General features: G+C 68.1%; 15 protein-coding genes. 8 read left to right on the top strand and 7 right to left on the bottom strand.

Going from position 1 to position 18,767, the window contains the following annotated elements:
- Window positions 1-35 precede the first annotated feature (35 nt).
- Entirely contained in the window at window positions 36-821 is a 786-nt protein-coding gene (locus ASE22_RS23075; RefSeq protein ID WP_056365257.1) for an acid phosphatase, read from the top strand.
- Between the two features lie 97 nt (window positions 822-918).
- Here ASE22_RS23075 and ASE22_RS23070 read toward each other — a convergent pair whose 3' ends face one another.
- A complete protein-coding gene (locus ASE22_RS23070) occupies window positions 919-1,113 on the bottom strand; it encodes a hypothetical protein (RefSeq protein ID WP_056365253.1) in 195 nt (64 codons plus the stop codon).
- Between the two features lie 139 nt (window positions 1,114-1,252).
- Window positions 1,253-2,170 (bottom strand): MlaA family lipoprotein, encoded by a 918-nt coding sequence (locus ASE22_RS23065; RefSeq protein WP_235536342.1) that lies wholly within the window; start codon window positions 2,168-2,170, stop codon window positions 1,253-1,255.
- A 162-nt stretch (window positions 2,171-2,332) separates the two neighbouring features.
- On the opposite strand from ASE22_RS23065, the gene ASE22_RS23060 reads away from it, so the two are divergent.
- The 5 genes from ASE22_RS23060 (at window position 2,333) to ASE22_RS23040 (ending at window position 9,200) form a co-directional block, all read left to right on the top strand.
- Window positions 2,333-3,301, top strand: a complete 969-nt coding sequence (locus ASE22_RS23060) for an ArsR/SmtB family transcription factor (RefSeq protein ID WP_082545589.1) — start codon at window positions 2,333-2,335, stop codon at window positions 3,299-3,301.
- On the top strand, window positions 3,298-4,242 hold the full coding sequence (gene metF, locus ASE22_RS23055) for a methylenetetrahydrofolate reductase (protein ID WP_056365247.1): 945 nt from the start codon (window positions 3,298-3,300) through the stop codon (window positions 4,240-4,242). The genes ASE22_RS23060 and metF overlap by 4 nt, the downstream gene beginning before the upstream one ends.
- Window positions 4,239-5,300 (top strand): homocysteine S-methyltransferase family protein, encoded by a 1,062-nt coding sequence (locus tag ASE22_RS23050; RefSeq protein ID WP_056365244.1) that lies wholly within the window; start codon window positions 4,239-4,241, stop codon window positions 5,298-5,300. Before metF ends, ASE22_RS23050 begins: the two co-directional genes overlap by 4 nt.
- A 114-nt stretch (window positions 5,301-5,414) precedes the next feature.
- A complete protein-coding gene (gene metH, locus ASE22_RS23045; protein WP_414886471.1) occupies window positions 5,415-8,051 on the top strand; it encodes a methionine synthase in 2,637 nt (878 codons plus the stop codon).
- A gap of 144 nt (window positions 8,052-8,195) precedes the next feature.
- Complete coding sequence (locus ASE22_RS23040) at window positions 8,196-9,200, top strand: right-handed parallel beta-helix repeat-containing protein (protein ID WP_056365241.1); 1,005 nt, start codon at window positions 8,196-8,198, stop codon at window positions 9,198-9,200.
- Window positions 9,201-9,207: 7 nt separating this feature from the next.
- Here the strand turns inward: ASE22_RS23040 and ASE22_RS23035 are convergent, their stop codons facing one another.
- From ASE22_RS23035 to ASE22_RS23025, 3 genes are all read right to left on the bottom strand, one after another.
- Window positions 9,208-10,860, bottom strand: a complete 1,653-nt coding sequence (locus ASE22_RS23035; RefSeq protein WP_235536341.1) for an alkaline phosphatase family protein — start codon at window positions 10,858-10,860, stop codon at window positions 9,208-9,210.
- Window positions 10,861-10,915: 55 nt separating this feature from the next.
- A complete protein-coding gene (locus tag ASE22_RS23030; protein ID WP_056365236.1) occupies window positions 10,916-12,643 on the bottom strand; it encodes an amidohydrolase in 1,728 nt (575 codons plus the stop codon).
- Window positions 12,644-12,758: 115 nt separating this feature from the next.
- A complete protein-coding gene (locus ASE22_RS23025) occupies window positions 12,759-13,628 on the bottom strand; it encodes an NAD(P)-dependent oxidoreductase (RefSeq protein WP_056365233.1) in 870 nt (289 codons plus the stop codon).
- A 71-nt stretch (window positions 13,629-13,699) separates the two neighbouring features.
- Here ASE22_RS23025 and ASE22_RS23020 point away from each other — a divergent pair, with 71 nt between their 5' ends.
- Window positions 13,700-14,947, top strand: coding sequence for a threonine ammonia-lyase (locus ASE22_RS23020; RefSeq protein WP_056365230.1), 1,248 nt, complete (start codon window positions 13,700-13,702; stop codon window positions 14,945-14,947).
- Window positions 14,948-15,292: 345 nt separating this feature from the next.
- Window positions 15,293-16,093 carry an arginyltransferase gene (locus ASE22_RS23015; RefSeq protein ID WP_056365227.1) on the top strand — a complete coding sequence of 267 codons (801 nt, stop codon included), beginning with the start codon at window positions 15,293-15,295 and terminating at the stop codon, window positions 16,091-16,093.
- 118 nt (window positions 16,094-16,211) lie between these two features.
- Here ASE22_RS23015 and ASE22_RS23010 read toward each other — a convergent pair whose 3' ends face one another.
- Together ASE22_RS23010 and ASE22_RS23005 are read right to left on the bottom strand one after the other, a co-directional pair.
- On the bottom strand, window positions 16,212-17,561 hold the full coding sequence (locus ASE22_RS23010) for a PQQ-dependent sugar dehydrogenase (protein WP_056365223.1): 1,350 nt from the start codon (window positions 17,559-17,561) through the stop codon (window positions 16,212-16,214).
- A 145-nt stretch (window positions 17,562-17,706) separates the two neighbouring features.
- Window positions 17,707-18,603: a hemolysin family protein gene (locus tag ASE22_RS23005; RefSeq protein WP_056365220.1), complete on the bottom strand. Its 897-nt coding sequence runs from the start codon at window positions 18,601-18,603 to the stop codon at window positions 17,707-17,709.
- Window positions 18,604-18,767 lie beyond the last annotated feature (164 nt).

Genomic DNA, 18,767 nt, shown 5'->3' with positions numbered 1-18,767 from the left:
CCGCCGGGCAGCGATCATGGCGGGGAGAACAGGGGATGAAGGTGCTGCGTCGGGCCTGGAAGCTGGCCGTGCTCGCCGGAGCAGCCGGCATCGCGATCGCGGCGGCGCCGCAGGCGAGCTTTCTCGATCCGGGCTACCTCAACCTCATCGATGTCGTCTCGCCCGCACCGATTCCGCAGGAAGCGCGGGGCGTTGCCGACCGCGAGATATTCAGGCTCACCCGCGCCCTCAAGGGGACGCCGCGCTGGGACCTGGCAGTGGCCGACGTGCCCAGCGACACCACGTCGATGATGCGCGGCTTTTCCTGTGCCGCCGGGATCTCCATGACCCCGGCCAATGCTCCGAAGACGGCGGCGTTGCTGGAGAAGGCGGCCCGCGATAGCGGGCGCGAAACCACCGAGCTCAAGGCCTTCTACAAGAAGAAGCGGCCTTTCGTGATCGATTCGGGCGAGACCTGCGAGCCGCAGACCGACGCGCTGGCGATGAGCTACGACTATCCGTCGGGCCATGCGACCCGCGGCTGGACCTGGGGCCTGGTCCTCGCCGAGATCCTCCATGAGCGGGCCGCGCCGATCCTCGCCCGGGCCCGGGCCTATGGCGAGAGCCGGATCGTCTGCGGGGTGCATAATATGAGCGCGGTGGAGGCAGGCCGGATGGTCGCATCGTCGACCATGACGGTGGTGCGCACCGAACAGGCCTATGCCGATGCGGTCGTCGCGGCCCGGGCCGAGCTGGCGGCCCTTCGCAAGCTCGGCAACGCGCCGTCGGTACAGGCCTGCGTGGTCGAGGAACCGCTCGTCACCCAGCCGATTTTCCGCTGATTCGCGGCGGAATGCGGGCAACGAAAAAGGCCGCGCCCCCAAGGGGCACGGCCTTCCCGATCCTTGGCGGCGGCCGCTGAAGCGGCCGCCAGCCGGATTACATCGCGTTCGAAGCGTTGTCTGCCGGAGCCATCGCATTCGAGTCCGCCATGGCGGCATTGGTGTCGGCCATCGCGTCGGCGGTGTTGTCGACGACGGTGGTGTTGTTCTCGACGACAGTCGTTTCCTTCTTGCAGGCAGCGACGGTCAGCGAGGCAGCGGCGATGAGCGAAAGCGCAACGATCTTCTTCATGATCGAATTCTCCGGAAGTGAATTAAAGAAAGAGAGTGGCTCGAACGATCCAATCACGTTCAGGCTTGTTTCCCCCCGAAACAGGCTGGGACTTCTTACAGTTTTGCGCAGTGCGATGCAATGTCTCTTGTTCCGGTAGTTAATTCGGCTGTTTCGGCTGTTCCGAAGCGGCCGGAACACTGGGCTCGCCGGCCGTTTCGGCGCCGTCCGGAACGGGGGCCGCCACCGGGGATGCATCGGGAGACGGAGCCGTATCGGCCCCCGGGATTCCTGCGTCCGCATCGGCCGCGCCCAGGCCGTCGTCGCTGACGGGATTCGCTTCGGCATCGGCCGCCGCCGATGTTTCCGCCGCCGCGTCGTCACCGTCCTGGTTGAGAATCTGGGCGCGCCTGCGTTGCAGGAAGGCCGACCGCGCTGCGGTATAAGGGTCGAGGCTGGACTCCAGGAAGTTGTCGGCGCCGGTCGCGATCAGGCCGTCGCGGATGCTGATCACCTCCAGCACGGTCATGCCGGTCGGCAGGCCCTTGGGCAGGCCACATTCGCGCAGGCAGACCCGATAGGGATCGGCGAGTTGCGACACGCCGGTTCCGACACCGTCGCGCAGCGTGGAGGGGCCGAGTAGCGGCAGGACCAGATAAGGGCCGCCATTGGCGCCCCACGCGGCCAGCGTCTGGCCGAAATCCTCGGTTGCGGGCCGTACGCCGAGGCGGCTGGCCTGGTCGAACAGACCGCCGATGCCGGCGGTGGTGTTGATCAGGAAGCGGCCGAGATTGCGGACCGCGCGGTCCCCCTTGCCCTGCAGGATGTTGTTGATGAGCGAGAAGGGCTCCCCGACATTCGCGAAGAAATTGCGGACGCCGTCGCGCGCCGGCTTCGGGGCGACCGCCCGGTAGACCTGGGTGACGGGCTTGACCACGACCTTGTCGGCGCCGCGGTTGACGGCCCAGATGGTGCGGTTGAAGCCTTCGAGCGGATCCTTCTCCGCAAGCCGGTCGGTGCCGACGCGGCTGGTGGTGCAAGCCGATAGGGCCAGGGCGAACGCCACGGCGCCAGTCATCTTCGCCAAAGAACGCGAAGCATGCATTGTCGATGTCCCCTTTCGGGCGGATGGTCCCGCCAAACCGTCATACTCCTGGAACGCGGCGGAGTTCCGCGCCGCAACGCATGCCCCGCACCGGGCGCAGGGGCAAGCGCCTTGACCACATATAAAGATTTCTTTATGTCCGGTTTCATGCCCGATGCGCTCGCCATCTTCCGTGCCCTGGCCGATCCGACGCGCCTGCGCATCTTCCATCTGCTGCGGGCGATGGAACTGTCGATCGGCGAGCTGGCGCAGGTGCTGGGGCAGAGCCAGCCGCGCGTGTCGCGCCATGTGAAGATTCTCGCCGATGCGGGTCTGGCCGAACGGCGCAAGGAGGGCAGCTGGGTCTTCCTCGGCCTCGGCGCGGATGCGTGCGTGGCCCCCCTGTTCGCCGCGATCGACGACTGGACCCGCGACGGCGGGGACGCCTGGGTCGATGCCGACCGTGCCCGGCTCGCCGCGGTGCGGGCCGACCGTGCCGCCGCCGCCGCCCGCTATTTCGCCGAGCATGCCGAGGAATGGGACGCGATCCGTTCGCTCCACGTTCCCGAAAGCGCGGTCGAGCAGCGCATCCTGGCGATGCTGGCCGATGGGCCGCTCGGCCGCATGGTCGACATCGGCACCGGCACCGGCCGGATGATCGAGCTGGTCGGCGCGCAGGCCAGTTCGGCGCTCGGCATCGACCGCAGCCCGGAGATGCTTCGCCTGGCCCGGGTCAAGATCGCCGAGGCCGGTCTCGACCATGCCGAGCTGCGCCAGGGCGACATGTACGCGCTCCCGCTCGGCGACGGCTCGGCCGATCTCGTCGTCCTCCACCAGGTCCTGCACTTCGCGCAGCATCCGGCGGCGGCGATCGCCGAGGCGGCGCGACTGCTGGGATCGGGCGGGCGCCTGCTGATCGTCGATTTCGCCAGCCACGACCTGGAGGATCTGCGCACCCGCGACGCGCATGTCCGGCTCGGCTTCGCCGATCACCAGATCGCCGGCTGGTTCCAGGCGGCAGGGCTCGGCTTCGATCGGGTCGAAGAACTGGTCGGCGATGCGCTGACGGTCAAATTATGGTTGGGCGTGCGCGGTCATCGCGCGCAGTTGAAGGCAGTATCATGACAAGCGTCTCCCTGAGCCAGCTCGAAGAAGCGCGCCGCGCGCTCGACACCCCGCTGTTCGCCGACCTCGCGGGCGATGCGGCGGTCTCGTTCGAATTCTTCCCCCCCAAGACCGAGAAGATGGAAGAGACGCTGTGGAGCGCGATCCAGACGCTGGCGCCGCTGGCGCCGCGCTTCGTCTCGGTCACCTATGGCGCGGGCGGATCGACCCGCGAGCGGACCCATCACACCGTCGCCCGCATCGCCCGGGAAACCCCGATCCCGGCTGCCGCGCACCTGACCTGCGTCGAGGCGAGCAAGGGCGAGATCGAGGAGATCGCCCGCGAATATTGGGCAGCGGGCGTGCGCCACATCGTCGCGCTGCGCGGCGATCCGCCGACCGAGGGCGCGGCCTTCACGCCCCATCCCGACGGCTATCGCAACGCGGCCGATCTGGTCGCGGGGCTGAAGGCGATCCATCCGTTCGAAATCTCGGTCGCGGCCTATCCCGAATGTCACCCCGAAGCGGCGAGCATGGAGAGCGACCTCGCCAATCTGAAGGCGAAGTTCGACGCGGGCGCGACCCGCGCGATCACCCAGTTCTTCTTCTCGCCCGAGGCCTATTTCCGCTTTCGCGACAAGGCGCACGCGGCAGGGGTCGAGGGCGAGATCGTCCCCGGCATCCTGCCCGTGTCGAACGTCGCCCAGACCCGCAAGTTCGCCGGGCTGTGCGGCGCGGCCATCCCGGCCTGGATGGACCGGCTGTTCGAAGGGCTCGACGATCATCCCGCCGCCCGCCAGCTGGTCGCCGCGACGATCGCCGCCGAGATGTGCCGCCGCCTCTATGCCGGCGGCGTCCGCCAGTTCCACTTCTACACGCTCAACCGCGCCGAACTGTCCTTCGCGATCTGCCATCTGCTGGGGCTGCGCGCGAAGGCCGGCCGGCTGGAGAATGCCGCATGACCCTCCGCCAATCCGAGGCCGCCATTCGCTTCCGCGAGCAGGCGAAGCAGCGCATCCTGATCACCGACGGCGCATTCGGGACGATGATCCAGAGCTACAAGCTCCAGGAGGCCGATTATCGCGGCGACTATGCCCTGCCGAGCGACCAGAAGGGCAATAACGACCTGCTGGTGCTGACCCGCCCCGATGTGATCGACGCGATCACGCGGGCCTATCTCGATGCCGGGTCGGACATCGTGTCGACCAACACCTTCAACGCGAACATCATCAGCCAGGGCGATTATGACGCCGTCCACCTGGTTCGCGACATCAACCTCGCGGCATCGCGGATCGCGCGCCAGGCGGCCGACGACTATCAGGCGAAGGACGGCCGCCCGCGCTTCGTCGCCGGCGCGATCGGGCCGACGAACAAGACGCTGTCGCTGTCGCCCGACGTCAACGATCCAGGCTATCGCGCGGTCGACTTCGACACGATGCGCGACGTCTACCAGGACCAGGCGGCGGCGCTGCTCGACGGCGGCTGCGACTTCATCCTGATCGAGACGATCTTCGACACGCTCAACGCCAAGGCGGCGATCATGGCCGTGCTCGACGAGCAGGCGAAGCGCGGGCAGGAAATCCCGATGATGATCTCGATGACGATCACCGACATGTCGGGGCGCAACCTGTCGGGCCATTCGGTCGAGGCCTTCTGGCATGCGGTCCGCCACGCCCATCCGCTGACGATCGGCCTCAACTGCGCCTTCGGTGCGGACCTGCTGCGCCCGCACGTCCAGGTGCTGTCGGCGCTCGCCGACGCGCCGGTGATGATCTATCCCAATGCGGGTCTGCCCAACGACCTCGGCGAATATGACGAGCAGCCGGCGACCACCGGCGCCTTCATCCGCGAATGGGCCGAACAGGGGCTGGTCAACGTCGTCGGCGGCTGCTGCGGATCGACCCCGGAGCATATCGCGGCGATGGCCGACGCGGTCGCGGGCAAGCCGGCGCGCGCGCCGCACGCGCACGACCACCGCACCCGCCTCGCCGGCCTCGATCCGATGACGATGGCGGCCTGATTCCTTTCCCCGTCGTGCTGAACGGGTTTCAGCATCCGTCCATCATCCGCAGCCTTCATGCGTATGGCCCGGTGGATCCTGAAACGAGTTCGGGACGACGATCATAGAAGACATATGACCATGGCAACCGCCCCCGACGATAAGCCCACCGTCTCCACCGCCCAGTTCGTCAACATCGGCGAACGCACCAACGTCACCGGATCGGCCGCGTTCAAGAAGCTGATCATGGCCGGCGACTATACCAAGGCGGTCGAGGTCGCGCGGCAGCAGGTCGAGAACGGCGCGCAGATCATCGACGTCAACATGGACGAGGGCCTGCTCGACGCCGAGTTCGCGATGACGACCTTCCTCAAGCTGATGGCGGCCGAGCCCGACATCGCGCGCATCCCGGTGATGGTCGACAGCTCGAAATGGTCGGTGATCGAAGCCGGGCTCAAATGCGTCTCGGGCAAGCCGATCGTCAATTCGATCAGCATGAAGGAGGGCGAGGAGGCCTTCCTGGAGCATGCCCGCAAGTGCCGCGCTTATGGTGCCGCCGTGGTCGTGATGGCGTTCGACGAGGTCGGCCAGGCCGACACCAGGCAGCGCAAGGTCGAGATTTGCGAGCGCGCCTACAAGCTGCTCGTGGCCGACGGCTTCGCGCCCGAGGACATCATCTTCGATCCGAACATCTTCGCGGTGGCGACCGGCATCGACGAGCATCGCCGCTACGCGATCGACTTCATCGAAGCGACCGCCGAGATCAAGAAGCGCTGCCCGCACTGCCATATCTCGGGCGGCGTCTCCAACCTCAGCTTCTCCTTCCGCGGCAACGAGCCGGTCCGTCGCGCGATGCACAGCGTGTTCCTCTACCACGCCATCCAGGCGGGGATGGACATGGGGATCGTCAACGCCGGCCAGCTCGACGTCTACGACGCGATCGACCCGGTGCTGCGCGAGGCGTGCGAGGACGTGATCTGGGATCGGTGCCCGAAGAACGGGGGCGACGCGACCGAGCGGCTGATCGAGCTCGCCGAAAGCTTCAAGGGCAAGGATGCCGCCGCCGAGAAGGCGGCCGAGGAATGGCGCGGCTGGGATGTCGCCAAGCGGCTCGAACATGCGCTGGTCAAGGGCATCGACGCGCATGTCGTCGACGATACCGAGGAGGCGCGGCACCATTTCGCCCGGCCGATCGAGGTGATCGAAGGCCCGCTGATGGACGGGATGAACGTCGTCGGCGACCTGTTCGGATCGGGCAAGATGTTCCTGCCCCAGGTGGTGAAGTCGGCCCGCGTGATGAAGAAGGCGGTCGCCTATCTGCTGCCCTATATCGAGGCCGAGAAGGTCGCGGGCACGCGCTCGAAGGGGCGGATCATCATGGCCACGGTGAAGGGCGACGTCCACGACATCGGCAAGAACATCGTCGGCGTGGTCCTGCAGTGCAACGGCTATGAGGTGATCGACCTCGGCGTGATGGTGCCGTGGATGACGATCCTCGCCGCCGCCAACGAGAATGACGCCGACATGATCGGCCTGTCGGGCCTGATCACGCCGTCGCTCGACGAGATGGTGACGGTCGCCGCAGAGATGCAGCGCACCAACATGACGATGCCGCTGCTCATCGGCGGGGCGACCACTTCCAAGGTCCACACCGCGCTGCGCATCGCCCCGGCCTATGACGGCCCGGTCATCCATGTGCTCGACGCCAGCCGCGCGGTCGGCGTCGCCTCGACCCTGCTGTCCGACACCCAGCGCGACGACTTCGTCGCGAAGACGGCGGCCGACTATGAGGCGGTCCGCAAGGCCCGCGAAGGCAAGGGCCAGAACGAGCTGGCGACGCTGGAGGAGGCGCGCGCCAACGCCTTCGTCGCCGATTTCGCACTGAAGCCCGCGGCGCCGAAGCAGCCCGGCATCCACGCCTTTTCCGACTGGCCGCTCGAGGAGCTGCGCGAGCTGATCGACTGGACGCCCTTCTTCCGCGCCTGGGAACTGGCCGGCAATTATCCGGCGATCCTCGACGACAAGATCGTCGGCGAGAGCGCGCGCAGCCTGTTCGACGATGCCCAGGCGATGCTCGACCGGATCATCGCCGAGAAATGGCTGACCGCGAAGGGCGTCGCTGCGCTGTGGCCGGCGCATTCGGAAGGCGACGACGTGCTGGTGCAGACCGCTGAAGGCGAGGTGCGCCTTCCCTTCCTGCGCCAGCAGATCAAGAAGCGCGAGGGCCGGGCGAACATGTGCCTCGCCGATTTCATCGACGCCCAGGACGACTGGTTCGGCGGCTTCGCGGTCGGCATCCACGGCATCGAGCCGCATAGCGCGCGCTTCAAGGCCGACCATGACGATTATCGCGATATCCTGCTCAAGGCGCTTGCCGACCGTCTCGCCGAGGCGTTCGCCGAGCGGCTCCACCTCCATGTCCGCACCACCCTGTGGGGCTATGCCGAGGGCGAGCAGCTGACCAACGAGGCGCTGATCAAGGAGCAGTATCGCGGCATCCGCCCCGCACCGGGCTATCCGGCCTGCCCCGATCACAGCCACAAGCCGATCCTGTTCGACATGCTGAAGGCCGGCGAGGCCACCGGCATCACCCTGACCGAAAGCTTCGCGATGCTGCCGACCTCGGCGGTCTCGGGCTTCTATTTCGGTCATCCCGAGGCCAGCTATTTCGGCGTCGCGCGGATCGGGCGCGACCAGCTCGAGGATTATACCGCCCGGCGCGGCGTCGATCCCCAGACGGCGGAGCGCTGGCTGCGGCCGAACCTCGATTAGGCCAAGCCCGTAATTGCCGTCATGCCGAACCTGTTTCAGCATCCACCGCGTCGCAGGAGCGGCGATGCGGATGATGGATGGATGCTGAAACGGGTCCACCATGACGATAGGAGTTTTCTTACGCTTTCGCCCCTAAGGGGGTGGATGCGCTTCGCGATTCCCTTCCTGCTGGTCGCTTCGCCCTTGTCGGCGGCGGCACCTTTCACGATCGCGGAGACCGGTCGGTCCTATGCGACCCTGGCCGGCGCGGTGGCGGCAATCGGCGACGGCACGGCGACGATCCGCATCGCCCCCGGGCGCTACGACGATTGCGCGGTCCAGGCGGCAGGGCGCATCACCTACCGCGCCGTCCGGCCGCTGACCGCGATCTTCGACGGCGGCGTCTGCGAGGGCAAGGCGGTGCTCGTGCTGCGCGGTCGCGGCGCGGCGGTCGACGGGCTGGTCTTCGAGAATCTCCATGTCCCCGACGGCAACGGCGCGGGTATCCGCGTCGAGCGCGGCCCGCTGTCGGTGTCGAACAGCCTGTTCCGCAATTCGGAGGAGGGGATACTCGGCGGCGGCAACGATCCGGCGTCCGACATCGTCATCGATCGGTCGACCTTCACCGGGCTCGGTCGCTGCGACCGCGGCCTGGCCTGCGCCCATTCGATCTATCTCAGCGATTTCCGGTCGGTGACGGTCCGCCGCAGCCGCTTCGAGAAGGGGCGCGGCGGACATTATGTGAAGAGCCGCTCTCCCCGGATCGCGCTGTCCGACTGCAGCTTCGACGACAGCCAGGGCCGCGCCACCAACTATATGATCGACCTGCCCGAAGGGGCGACCGGGCGGATCGAGCGCAATATCTTCGTCCAGGGCGCCGACAAGGAGAACCACGCCGCCCTCGTCGCGGTGGCGGCCGAGGCGCGGCGCAACAGCTCGGCCAACCTGCTGGTCGCCGGCAATCGGGCTCATCAGGCCGGGGGCGCGAGCTGGCCGACCGTGCTCGTCGCCGACTGGAGCGGTAGCCCCAAGCGCCTCGTCGGCAACCTGATCGGCGCAAGGGTCGAGCCGCTGATGTCGCCAAAGGCCGATGACCCGACCTTCGTCGACAAGGCGAAGGCCGGGCTCCGCCAGCTGGCCAAGCGGATGCTCGCGCGCCTCTCCGCCTGATCGCCGCTTAGTTTGGGCAGTTGCCGCCCAGGTCGAGGCAGCGGCCGTCGACCGGGACCGGCGGACGGATGCCCGCCACCGCCGCCAGGGTCGGCGCGATGTCCACGACCTCAGCCGCCTGGTCGCGCGACGAAGCGGGGGCGCCCGGCCACCAGAACAGGATCGGGATCTGCCGGTCGTGGTTCCACGGGGTGCCATGTCCGGCGACGGCGTCGCCCGCTTTGGTCGGTATGCCGAAGCTGGTCCGTTCCGCGAAGACCGTGAATATGTCGCCCGACCGCTCGGGATCGTAGCTGAGATGCATGCGCTGCGGCATGGTCAGTGCCTCCGGCGGGGTGCCGGGCGGGACCATCGCCGCTTCGACTTCGGCGCGGGTGAACACCGCCGTCGCCTCGGGCTGCCGCTTGATCCAGGCGAGCGCCGCCAGGCGGATCCGCTCGGCCAGCGCGGCATCGTCGCCGGCGCGGACATATAGCTGGTCGGCGTCGCCGATCAGCGGCTCTTCGTCGCCGACGAGGCCGAGCTCGGCCTTGAGCGTGGCGTTGAGCCGCTCGACGAAGCCCCGGCCGTCGAAGCGGCCGGCCTTGTCGTCATGCTCATGCTGGCGCTCGGCGGCATCGGTCGAGCCATGGTCGGCGGTCAGCACGACGATGAAGGGGACCTTCTGCGCCCGCACCGCCTTGATCAGCCGGCCGATCGTCTTGTCGAGTGCTGCCTGCTGCGCGCACATCTCGGCGCCCCCGTTTCCGAATCGGTGGCCGACATAGTCGGTCGCCGACAGGCTGACCGCGAGCAGGTCGGTGGCAGGCCCATGGCCCAGCTTCTCGCGGGCGATCAATTGCGTGGCGAAGTCGACCGCCAGCGAATCGAACAGCGGCGAGGCGCGCAGCGAATTCTGGAACGCCTTGCCATCGAGATAGCCGTCGCCCTTCAGCGATGCGATCTCGGCCTCGGGCGGAACCTTGCCCGATATGTCGAGCTTGCCGAAGCGGTGCGGCTTCTGCAGCGCGGCGCAGCGCTTCGGAAGGCGCGGCCACAGGGTCGGCGGCGTCGTCTTCCAGCGGGCGAGCAGCGGCGCGTCGAACGCGGCGGCGGGCTCGGTGACGGCGGGGGTCGCCGGTCCCGCGAAGGGCGAGGTGCCGAAGCCCTCGCCGTCGCTCCACCAGTAGACCGCGTCGGCGGTCTTGCCCGCCATGGCGATCGCGGCCCGGTCCTTGCCCGAGACGGCGAAGGTGCGGGCGCCCGGCTCGGCGGCCTTGATCCAGTCGCCCAGCGTCGTGACCCGGATGTTCTGGGGGCCGCGCGCCTTCGGATCGGACGCGCCGGGCACCGCGACGCAATAGACCGACTTGCCGGTCTTGCGGTCGATCCAGCTATTGGCGACGATCCCGGTGCCGGCGGGATAGCGGCCGGTCAGGATCACCGAATGGCCGGGGCAGGTCTCGGTCGAGGCGTGGCTGTGATAGGCAACCGGATAGGCGACCCCGCGCGACAGCGTGGCGAGCCCGGCGCGGTAGCTGGAGCGGTAGCGGTTGAACAGCTCGCTCGAATATTGATCGACCGAGATGGCGAGGATCAGCTTGGGCCTCGGCGGCGGCGCTGCCAGTGCGGGGACGTGGGCGGCCAATGCGACGGCGGCGGCGAGGAGGAGCTTGTTCATGGTCATCCGTTGATTCGATCGGTTGGGCTGACGATCGCGTTGCCCGCGCTCGATGTCAGTTTGATGATCCTTTTGGCGATGTAGCCGACGCTGCAGCCGACGATCCCGGCGTGGCGGTCCAGGCGCGCTTGCCGCCGATCCAGGTTTCGAGCGGCCGGGCCGCACGCAGGTCGGCGATACCGGCGGTGAAGATGTCGCGGTCGAGGATCAGGAAGTCGGCCATGTGCCCCGGCGCCAGCGAACCGATGCGATCCTCGGCGAAGCCCGCATAGGCCGCCGTCGTCGTGAAGGCGCGAAAGGCCTCGGTCAGGCTGACGGCCTGTTGCGGCTGCCATCCGCCCGGCGGCTGGCCGGCCGGGTCCTGCCGGCTGACCGCCGCCGCCATCGCGGGGAAGGGGTTGGGGCTCTCGACCGGCGTGTCCGATCCGAACGCCAGCGGCACCTTGTTGTCGAGCATCGCCTTCCACGCATAGGCGCCGCCGAGCCGGTTCGGCCCCAGCCGCGCCTCGGCCATCAGCCGGTCGGAGGTCTGGTGGACCGGCTGCATCGAGGCGACGATGCCATTCTTCGCGAAGCGCGGCAGGTCGGCCGGGTCGACGATCTGGGCATGTTCGATCCGCCAGCGCCGGTCGCCCTTGTAGGTGGCGGCGAGTTCGTCGATCGCGTCGAGCACCTGGGCATTGGCGGCGTCGCCGATCGCGTGGACCGCGGTCTGGAAGCCGTCCATCGCCGCGCGGCTCATCAGGTTGCGCAGCTTGGCGTCGTCAAGGAACTGGAGGCCCTTCTGGCCGGGTGCGTCGGCATAGGGCGCCTTGAGCCATGCGCCGCGCGATCCGAGTGCGCCGTCGCCATAGAGCTTCACGCCGATCATCCGCAGCCGGCCGTCGTAGAGCCAGGGCGTCGGCCCGGTCCCGGCGATGGCGAGCAGGGTGGGGATGCCGCCCGCATAGGAGAGGATCCGGACCCTGAGCCGCCCCGCGTCGCCCGCCCGGCGCATTACCTGCCAGTCGTCGTCGCTCGTGCCCATGTCGGCGGTCGCGGTGATGCCGTAGCCGAGCAATATCTCCTGCGCCTTGGCAAGCGCGGCGTCGCGGTCGCGCGGCAGCATCGGCGGGACGGCGTCCATGATCAGCTTCTGTGCGGCATCGACGAACACGCCGGTCGGGCGGCCCCTGGCGTCGCGCTCGATGCGGCCGCCGGGCGGGTCCTTGGTCGCGGCGGTGATCCCGGCCGCGGCGATCGCCGCCGAATTGGCGAGGAGGGCGTGGCCGTCGACCCGATCGAGCACGACCGGCCGGCCCGGGGTCACCGCGTCGATGTCCGCCGCGGTCGGGAAGCGGCCCAGCCCCCAGCGCTCCTGGTTCCAGCCGCCGCCCCGGATCCAGGGCGGGGTGGGCCGGGCGGCGGCATATGTGCGCAGCGCCGCCTGCATCTCGGCCAGGCTGCGCGTGCCCGACAGGTCGAGCGACAGCGCGGCCTCGCCCAGCGCCATCACATGGCTGTGCGCGTCGACCAGGCCCGGGACGACGGTGCGGCCCCCGGCGTCGAGCCGGAAGTCGAGCTTCTCGGGCCGCTTGTCGTTGCGGTCGAGCAGCTTCGCGACCTTCCCCCGCTCGTCGATCAGCAGGCCGTTGAAGCGGACCAGCTGTCCCTTGCCGTCGAAGGTGTAGCCATTGGCATTGTCGATCAGGCCGTCGGCCAGCGCGGGGGTGGCGAGGAGGGCGAGGGCGAGGGCGAGTCGCTTCGTCCTTCCGCCGTCATTCCCGCGAAAGCGGGAGTCCATGGACGGCGGCACCTTCGAGCAACGAGCGTTCCGTGATCGTGGATTTCCGCTTTCCCGGGAATGACGAAAAGGGAGTGTGACGATCATGCAATCGTCCCCTGAAGGGAAAGGGGCTTCACGTCTTCGGCAGCCTCTTCACCACCGAGGAAATGTCGAGCCGGCCGCAGCCGAGCGCCTGGGCGTCGGCATAGAACTGGTCGGCGAGCGCCGCGAACGGGAGCGAGGCGCCGTTGGAACGGGCCTCCTCGATCGCGATGCCGAGGTCCTTGCGCATCCAGTTGACCGCGAAGCCGAAATCGAAGCTGTCGTCCGACATCGTCTTCCAGCGGTTGACCATGTACCAGCTCGCCGCCGCCCCGCCCGACACCGCCTCGAACACCTTGTCGAGGTCGAGATCGGCGTTCTGGGCGAAGCGCAGCGCCTCGGCCGCGCTCTGCATCGCGCCGGCGATGCAGATCTGGTTGACCATCTTGGTGGTCTGGCCCGCGCCGGGTCCGCCGATGTGGACGATCCGCGACGAATAGGCCTCCATCAGCGGGATCGCCGCCTCCATCGCCTTGTCCGATCCGCCGCACATGATCGACAGCGTGCCGGCCTCGGCGCCCGACTGGCCGCCCGAGACGGGGGCGTCGACGACCAGCAGGCCGCGATCGCGGCCCTCGACGGCGAGCTGGCGGGCGATCTTCGCCGATGCCGTGGTGTGGTCGATGTAGAGCGCGCCCTTCTTCATCGCGGCGAAGCAGCCGTCCTTGCGCAGGGTCACCGCCTCGAGGTCGCCGTCGGCGCCGACGCAGCTCAGCACCGCATCGGCATCCTCGGCGGCCGCGGCCGGGGTGGGTGCCCAGCGCCCCCCATGCTTTTCGACCCAGGCTTCGGCCTTGGCGCGGGTCCGGTTGTAGACGGTGACGTCATGGCCCGCCTCGGCCAGGTGTCGCGCGATAGGGGCGCCCATCGCGCCCATCCCCAGAAAGCTCAGTTTTGCCATGGGCATCGCATAAGATGGATTTTCCGGCGGCGCTAGGAGTCTGCTGACTAATCGGCTATGGCGCGGCCACTATGGCAAGCGTGCAGATCCAGACCGACGCCGACGGCGTCCCCGTGACGATCGATGACGTCCGCGCAGCGCATGCGCGGATTTCCTCGTCGATCGTTCGTACCCCGATCCTGAGAAGCCGCACGCTCAGCAACATTACCGGCGCCAATGTCTGGCTGAAATTCGAGAATCTCCAGTTCACCGCCGCCTATAAGGAACGCGGCGCGCTCAACAAGCTGCTCCAGCTCACCGACGAGCAGAAGGCGCGCGGCGTGATCGCCGCGTCGGCCGGCAACCACGCCCAGGGCCTCGCCTATCATGGCGCGCGGCTCGGCATTCCGGTCACGATCGTGATGCCCAAGCCGACCCCGACGGTGAAGGTCCAGCAGACCGAGGGCCATGGCGCGCGCGTCGTCATGGCGGGCGAGCGCTACGACGATGCCTATGAGGCCGCGCGCCTGCTCGAGCAGCGCGAGGGGCTGACCTTCGTCCATCCGTTCGACGATCCCGACGTGATCGCGGGGCAGGGCACGGTCGCGCTCGAAATGCTCGAGGACGCGCCCGAGATCGACACGCTGGTCGTGCCGATCGGCGGCGGGGGCCTGATTTCGGGGAGCGCCGTGGTCGCGCGTTCGGCACCGCGTCCGCCGCGGGTGATCGGCGTCCAGGCCGAGCTCTATCCGTCGATGTACGCCAAGATGAAAGGGCTGATCCTGCCCTGCGAAGGCGATACGCTGGCCGAGGGCATCGCCGTCAAACAGCCGGGCCTCGTCACCAGCGGCATCGTCCGCTCGCTGGTCGACGACATCGTGCTGGTGAACGAGCGCGACATGGAAACGGCGCTGTCGATGCTGCTCCAGATCGAGAAGACCGTGGTCGAGGGCGCCGGCGCGGCCGGCCTCGCCGCGCTGCTCGGCCATCCGAAGCTGATCCGCGGGCGCAATGTCGGCGTGATCCTGACCGGCGGCAACATCGACACCCGCCTGCTCGCCAACGTGCTGCTGCGCGACCTTGCCCGCTCGGGCCGGCTCGCGCGCCTCAGCATCCGGCTGCAGGACCGGCCCGGCGCGTTGTTCCACGTCGCCCGCGTGTTCGACGAGCAGCAGGTCAACATCGTGGAGGTCTATCACCAGCGCGTCTTCACGACCCTGCCCGCCAAGGGCCTGATCGCGGAGATCGAATGCGAGACCCGCGACGCGGCGCATCTCGAACGGCTCCTCAAGGCGCTGAACCACGAGGGCTATGAGGTGCAGACGGTCGAAGCCGGCTGAGGCCGGCTTGGGCCGTTTGTTTGTTGGCCCTCAAGCGCCGGGCGCGAGGCATCCGCCTCGCTTGGCTATCCTCGCATAAGCTCGGGCGCGCGTCCGCGCGTGCGGATCCTTGGCAGGCTCCGACGATCAACTCTGCGTCGGGACGCGTCAGCGCCCCGCAAGGCCGAACGGCCGCCCGAGCTTATGCGAGGATAGCCAAGGTCGCGGATGCGACCGCCGGCGCCTGAGGCTTTCAGACAAAAGCCTAAAAAGAATCGAGGTTAATGGTCTTTTCATGACGTCCATGCGTAGGCATAGTCCCGGAAGGACCAGTGGGGTCGGTAATTTCATGGGGCAGGCTTTCGAATGACGGCGCAGTTCCGATTTCCGCGCTTCTTCGTGACGACCCCCGGCCCTTGCCCCTATCTGGCCGGCCGTACCGAGCGGAAGGTGTTCACCGAACTGTCGGGCCCCAACGCTTCCGAGCTCAACGATGCGCTCGGCCGAATCGGTTTCCGCCGCAGCCAGGGCGTCGCCTATCGGCCGACCTGCGTCGATTGCCAGGCCTGCGTCTCGGTCCGCGTCGCCGCTGCCGAGTTCAAGCCCAACGCCAGCCAGCGCAAGCTGATGCGCCGTCATGCCGACCTTGAGGTCAGCGTGTGCAAGCCCTGGACGACCGAGGAGCAGTTCGCGCTGCTGCGCCGCTATCTCAAGGCCCGGCACCCGGGCGGCGGCATGGCCCAGATGGACGAGCTCGATTTCGCCGACATGGTCGAGCAGACCCCGGTGAAGACCCATGTCGTCGAATATCGCGAACCCGCCTCGAACGGCCGTCCGGGCAAATTGGTCGGCGCCTGCCTGACCGATACCCAGTCCGACGGCCTGTCGATGGTCTACAGCTTTTTCGAGACCGAGGACGACGCGCGCCCCGGCATGGGCACCTACATCATCCTCGAGCATATCCGCCGCGCCGCCGAAAACGGCCTGCCCTACGTCTATCTCGGCTATTGGGTCGAGGGCTCGGCACGTATGCAGTACAAGACCCGTTTCCAGCCGCTCGAACGGCTGTCGGCGGGCGGCTGGCACCGGTTCGAGGCGCCCGCGCTGCCGGCCGAGGGTGCGGCTGCCGGTTTCCCGGCCCCGTCGAAGCTCAGCCAGCTGATCTGACGCCGCCGCGATCGTCCTGGCGAAAGCCAGGATCTCCCTTTTTCTCCGTCTTTCCACGCCGCCGCCGACGGAAGGGCCGGGGTGACCACGGTTTTCGCGGCGATGGCGGCCCCGGCGCCTATTTCGCCGGTGGTGCCGCCGTTACCCGCCAGATCTTGCCGCCGACATCGTCGGTAACGAGCAGCCCGCCACGCGTGCCGACCGTCACCGCCACCGGTCGACCGCGTGCCTCCCCGTCGGCGGAGAGGAAGCCGGTCAGTACGTCGACCGGCTTGCCCATCGGCTTGCCCTGGGCGAACGGGACGAACACCACCTTGTAGCCCGAGCGCGGCCGGCGGTTCCACGAGCCATGCTCGGCGATGAAGGCACCGCTCGCATATTCCGGCCCGAGGATCGCGCCGTCGGTGAAGGTCAGGCCCAGCGCGGCGACATGCGGCCCCAGCGCATAGTCCGGCCGGATGACATAGGATTGGAGGTCGTCCTCCGGCTCGGGCACGCGCTTGTCGACATAGCCGCCCCAATAATACCAGGGCCAGCCGTAGAAGCCGCCGAGCTGCACTTCGGTCAGATAGTCGGGGACCAGGTCCGACCCGATCATGTCGCGTTCGTTGACCACGGTCCACAGGTCGCCGGTGGTGGGCTCATAGGCCATGCCGTTCGGATTGCGCAGGCCATAGGCGAAGACCCGGTCCTTGCCCGAGGGCAGGGCGACCTGAAGGATAGCGGCGCGCTTCTCCTCGAGGTCCAGCCCGCGCTCGGCGATGTTCGACGCCGAGCCGACCGCGACGTAGATCGACTTGCCGTCGGGCGCGAGCAGCAGGTTCCGGGCCCAATGGTTATAGCCGCCCGGCAGCTTCGCGACGACGACCGGCTTGGCGTCGATCTTCGTCTGTCCGGGGGTGAAGGGGACGCGGACCAGCGCGTCGGTATTGCCGATATAGAGCTGGCCGTCGGTCCAGGCCATGCCGCTCGGCGAGTTCAGTCCCGCGATCAGCACCGTCTTCAGCTCGGCCTTGCCGTCGCCGTCGGCATCGCGCAGCAGGATGATCCGGTTGGGGGACGCGACGCCCGCGCCCGCGCGTGCCATCGCCTTCTCCATGACGAAGCCGGTGATGCCGCCGCCGCCATTCTCGTCGTCGCGCGTCGGCGAGTTGCTTTCGCTCACCAGTATGTCGCCATTGGGCAGGGCGTAGATCCAGCGTGGATGGGTCAGCCCTTCGGCGAAGGCGGCGACCGACAATCCCGCGGCGGCGGTGGGTTTCTCGCCCGCCTTCCAGCCGGTCGCCTTGGCGACGTTCAGCGTCGGGATCAGCGTCTCCCGCGGCGCGGTGATCTCGGGCCTGGGGCCGGTCACCTTGGCGAAGTCGACCTCGGCGGTCTCGCTGGTCGCCAGCACGTAGAGCGCCGCCAGCGCCGCGATGACGAGCAGGACGGGCAGGGCGATCAGCAGCTTCTTCTTGGTCGTCACGGCAGCTCTCCGACGGGCTTCATTCCGCCCCTATATCGCATCCATCCGGCAATCGACATCGTGGGAGAGCGGGAAATTCCGGAGAAAGTTCCGGCATCTCGCATCGCCCGCTCCGGTCCCGCCGTCCGGCGAACGCCGCGGCGGTTCACGCCTCCCCGCCCCGTTCTTCGGCGACCGGCGGGTGCAGCAGCAACTTCCTGACCCGCCGTTCGTCGGCATCGGTGATCTCGAGCCGCCAGCCGCTCGGATGCTCGACGATCTGGCCCGGCTGCGGCACCTGTCCCGCCAGCGCGGAGGCGAGGCCGCCCAGCGTCTCGACATCGTCGTCTATGTCGGCGAGCCGTGGATCGATCAGGCGGGCGACGTCCTCCAGTTCGGCGCGGGCGTCGGCCGACCAGATCGCGTCGCCGAGCGGGATCAGCAGATCCGCTTCCATCTCGTCATGCTCGTCCTCGATGTCGCCGACGATCTCCTCGACGAGGTCCTCGATCGTCACCAGGCCGTCGGTGCCGCTATATTCGTTGAGCACGATCGCCAGATGGGTGCGGGTCTCGCGCATCTCGGCGAGGAGGTCGATGATCCGCATCGACGAGGGCACGTAGCGCGGCTGGCGGATCAGCCCGGCGATCGCGTCGGGGCGCGGGGCGCCGGTGGCGATGATCCGGAACACGTCCTTCACATGGACCATGCCGATCACATGGTCGAGGTCCTCGCCATAGACGGGCAGGCGGCTGTGCTCGGCCTCGGCGAAGCGGGCGATCAACTCGTCGAAGCTGATCGTCTCGGGGACCGCGATGATGTCGCCGCGCGGCACGCCGATGTCGCCCACCGTCCGTTCGCCGAAATGGAGGATATTGCGGAGCATCTCGCGCTCGGCGGTGGACAGGTCGTCCCCCTCGCCGTCGTCGCCGGCATGCTCCTCGATGACCTCTTCGATCTGGTCGCGCAGACTGGGCTCTTGCTCGGGTGCAAAGAGCGAGCGCAGCCCGCGCCACCATCGTCCGCCGCTGTCTGCGGCGCTGCTACTACTGTCGTCGGGCATGGTCTTTCTTGAGCCGTCCTCTTGCGATGATTCGCTAACCGATATCGGCCCCGGGGGGCAATCCCATCTTTTGCACGGATGATCCCTCGATTCGCGGCAAAAAACGGCCTGCGGGGGAATAAGCGCGGCCGCCGGACCGTAGAGGTTCGATGGTGACCGTGCTT

This window comes from Sphingomonas sp. Root720 (genome assembly GCF_001428605.1).
GTDB lineage: Bacteria > Pseudomonadota > Alphaproteobacteria > Sphingomonadales > Sphingomonadaceae > Rhizorhabdus.
Note: the sequence above shows the minus strand (reverse complement) of the source record. Positions and strands in the feature narration are given on the sequence as shown.

Excerpts from the sequence above, each read along its gene's own strand:
- ASE22_RS23075 (WP_056365257.1), top strand. The coding sequence starts at position 36 with ATGAAGGTGCTGCGTCGGGCCTGGAAGCTGGCCGTGCTCGCCGGAGCA.
- ASE22_RS23070 (WP_056365253.1), bottom strand. The coding sequence starts at position 1,113 with ATGAAGAAGATCGTTGCGCTTTCGCTCATCGCCGCTGCCTCGCTGACC.
- ASE22_RS23065 (WP_235536342.1), bottom strand. The coding sequence starts at position 2,170 with ATGACTGGCGCCGTGGCGTTCGCCCTGGCCCTATCGGCTTGCACCACC.
- ASE22_RS23060 (WP_082545589.1), top strand. The coding sequence starts at position 2,333 with ATGTCCGGTTTCATGCCCGATGCGCTCGCCATCTTCCGTGCCCTGGCC.
- metF (WP_056365247.1), top strand. The coding sequence starts at position 3,298 with ATGACAAGCGTCTCCCTGAGCCAGCTCGAAGAAGCGCGCCGCGCGCTC.
- ASE22_RS23050 (WP_056365244.1), top strand. The coding sequence starts at position 4,239 with ATGACCCTCCGCCAATCCGAGGCCGCCATTCGCTTCCGCGAGCAGGCG.
- metH (WP_414886471.1), top strand. The coding sequence starts at position 5,415 with ATGACCATGGCAACCGCCCCCGACGATAAGCCCACCGTCTCCACCGCC.
- ASE22_RS23040 (WP_056365241.1), top strand. The coding sequence starts at position 8,196 with ATGCGCTTCGCGATTCCCTTCCTGCTGGTCGCTTCGCCCTTGTCGGCG.
- ASE22_RS23035 (WP_235536341.1), bottom strand. The coding sequence starts at position 10,860 with ATGAACAAGCTCCTCCTCGCCGCCGCCGTCGCATTGGCCGCCCACGTC.
- ASE22_RS23030 (WP_056365236.1), bottom strand. The coding sequence starts at position 12,643 with ATGGACTCCCGCTTTCGCGGGAATGACGGCGGAAGGACGAAGCGACTC.
- ASE22_RS23025 (WP_056365233.1), bottom strand. The coding sequence starts at position 13,628 with ATGGCAAAACTGAGCTTTCTGGGGATGGGCGCGATGGGCGCCCCTATC.
- ASE22_RS23020 (WP_056365230.1), top strand. The coding sequence starts at position 13,700 with ATGGCAAGCGTGCAGATCCAGACCGACGCCGACGGCGTCCCCGTGACG.
- ASE22_RS23015 (WP_056365227.1), top strand. The coding sequence starts at position 15,293 with ATGACGGCGCAGTTCCGATTTCCGCGCTTCTTCGTGACGACCCCCGGC.
- ASE22_RS23005 (WP_056365220.1), bottom strand. The coding sequence starts at position 18,603 with ATGCCCGACGACAGTAGTAGCAGCGCCGCAGACAGCGGCGGACGATGG.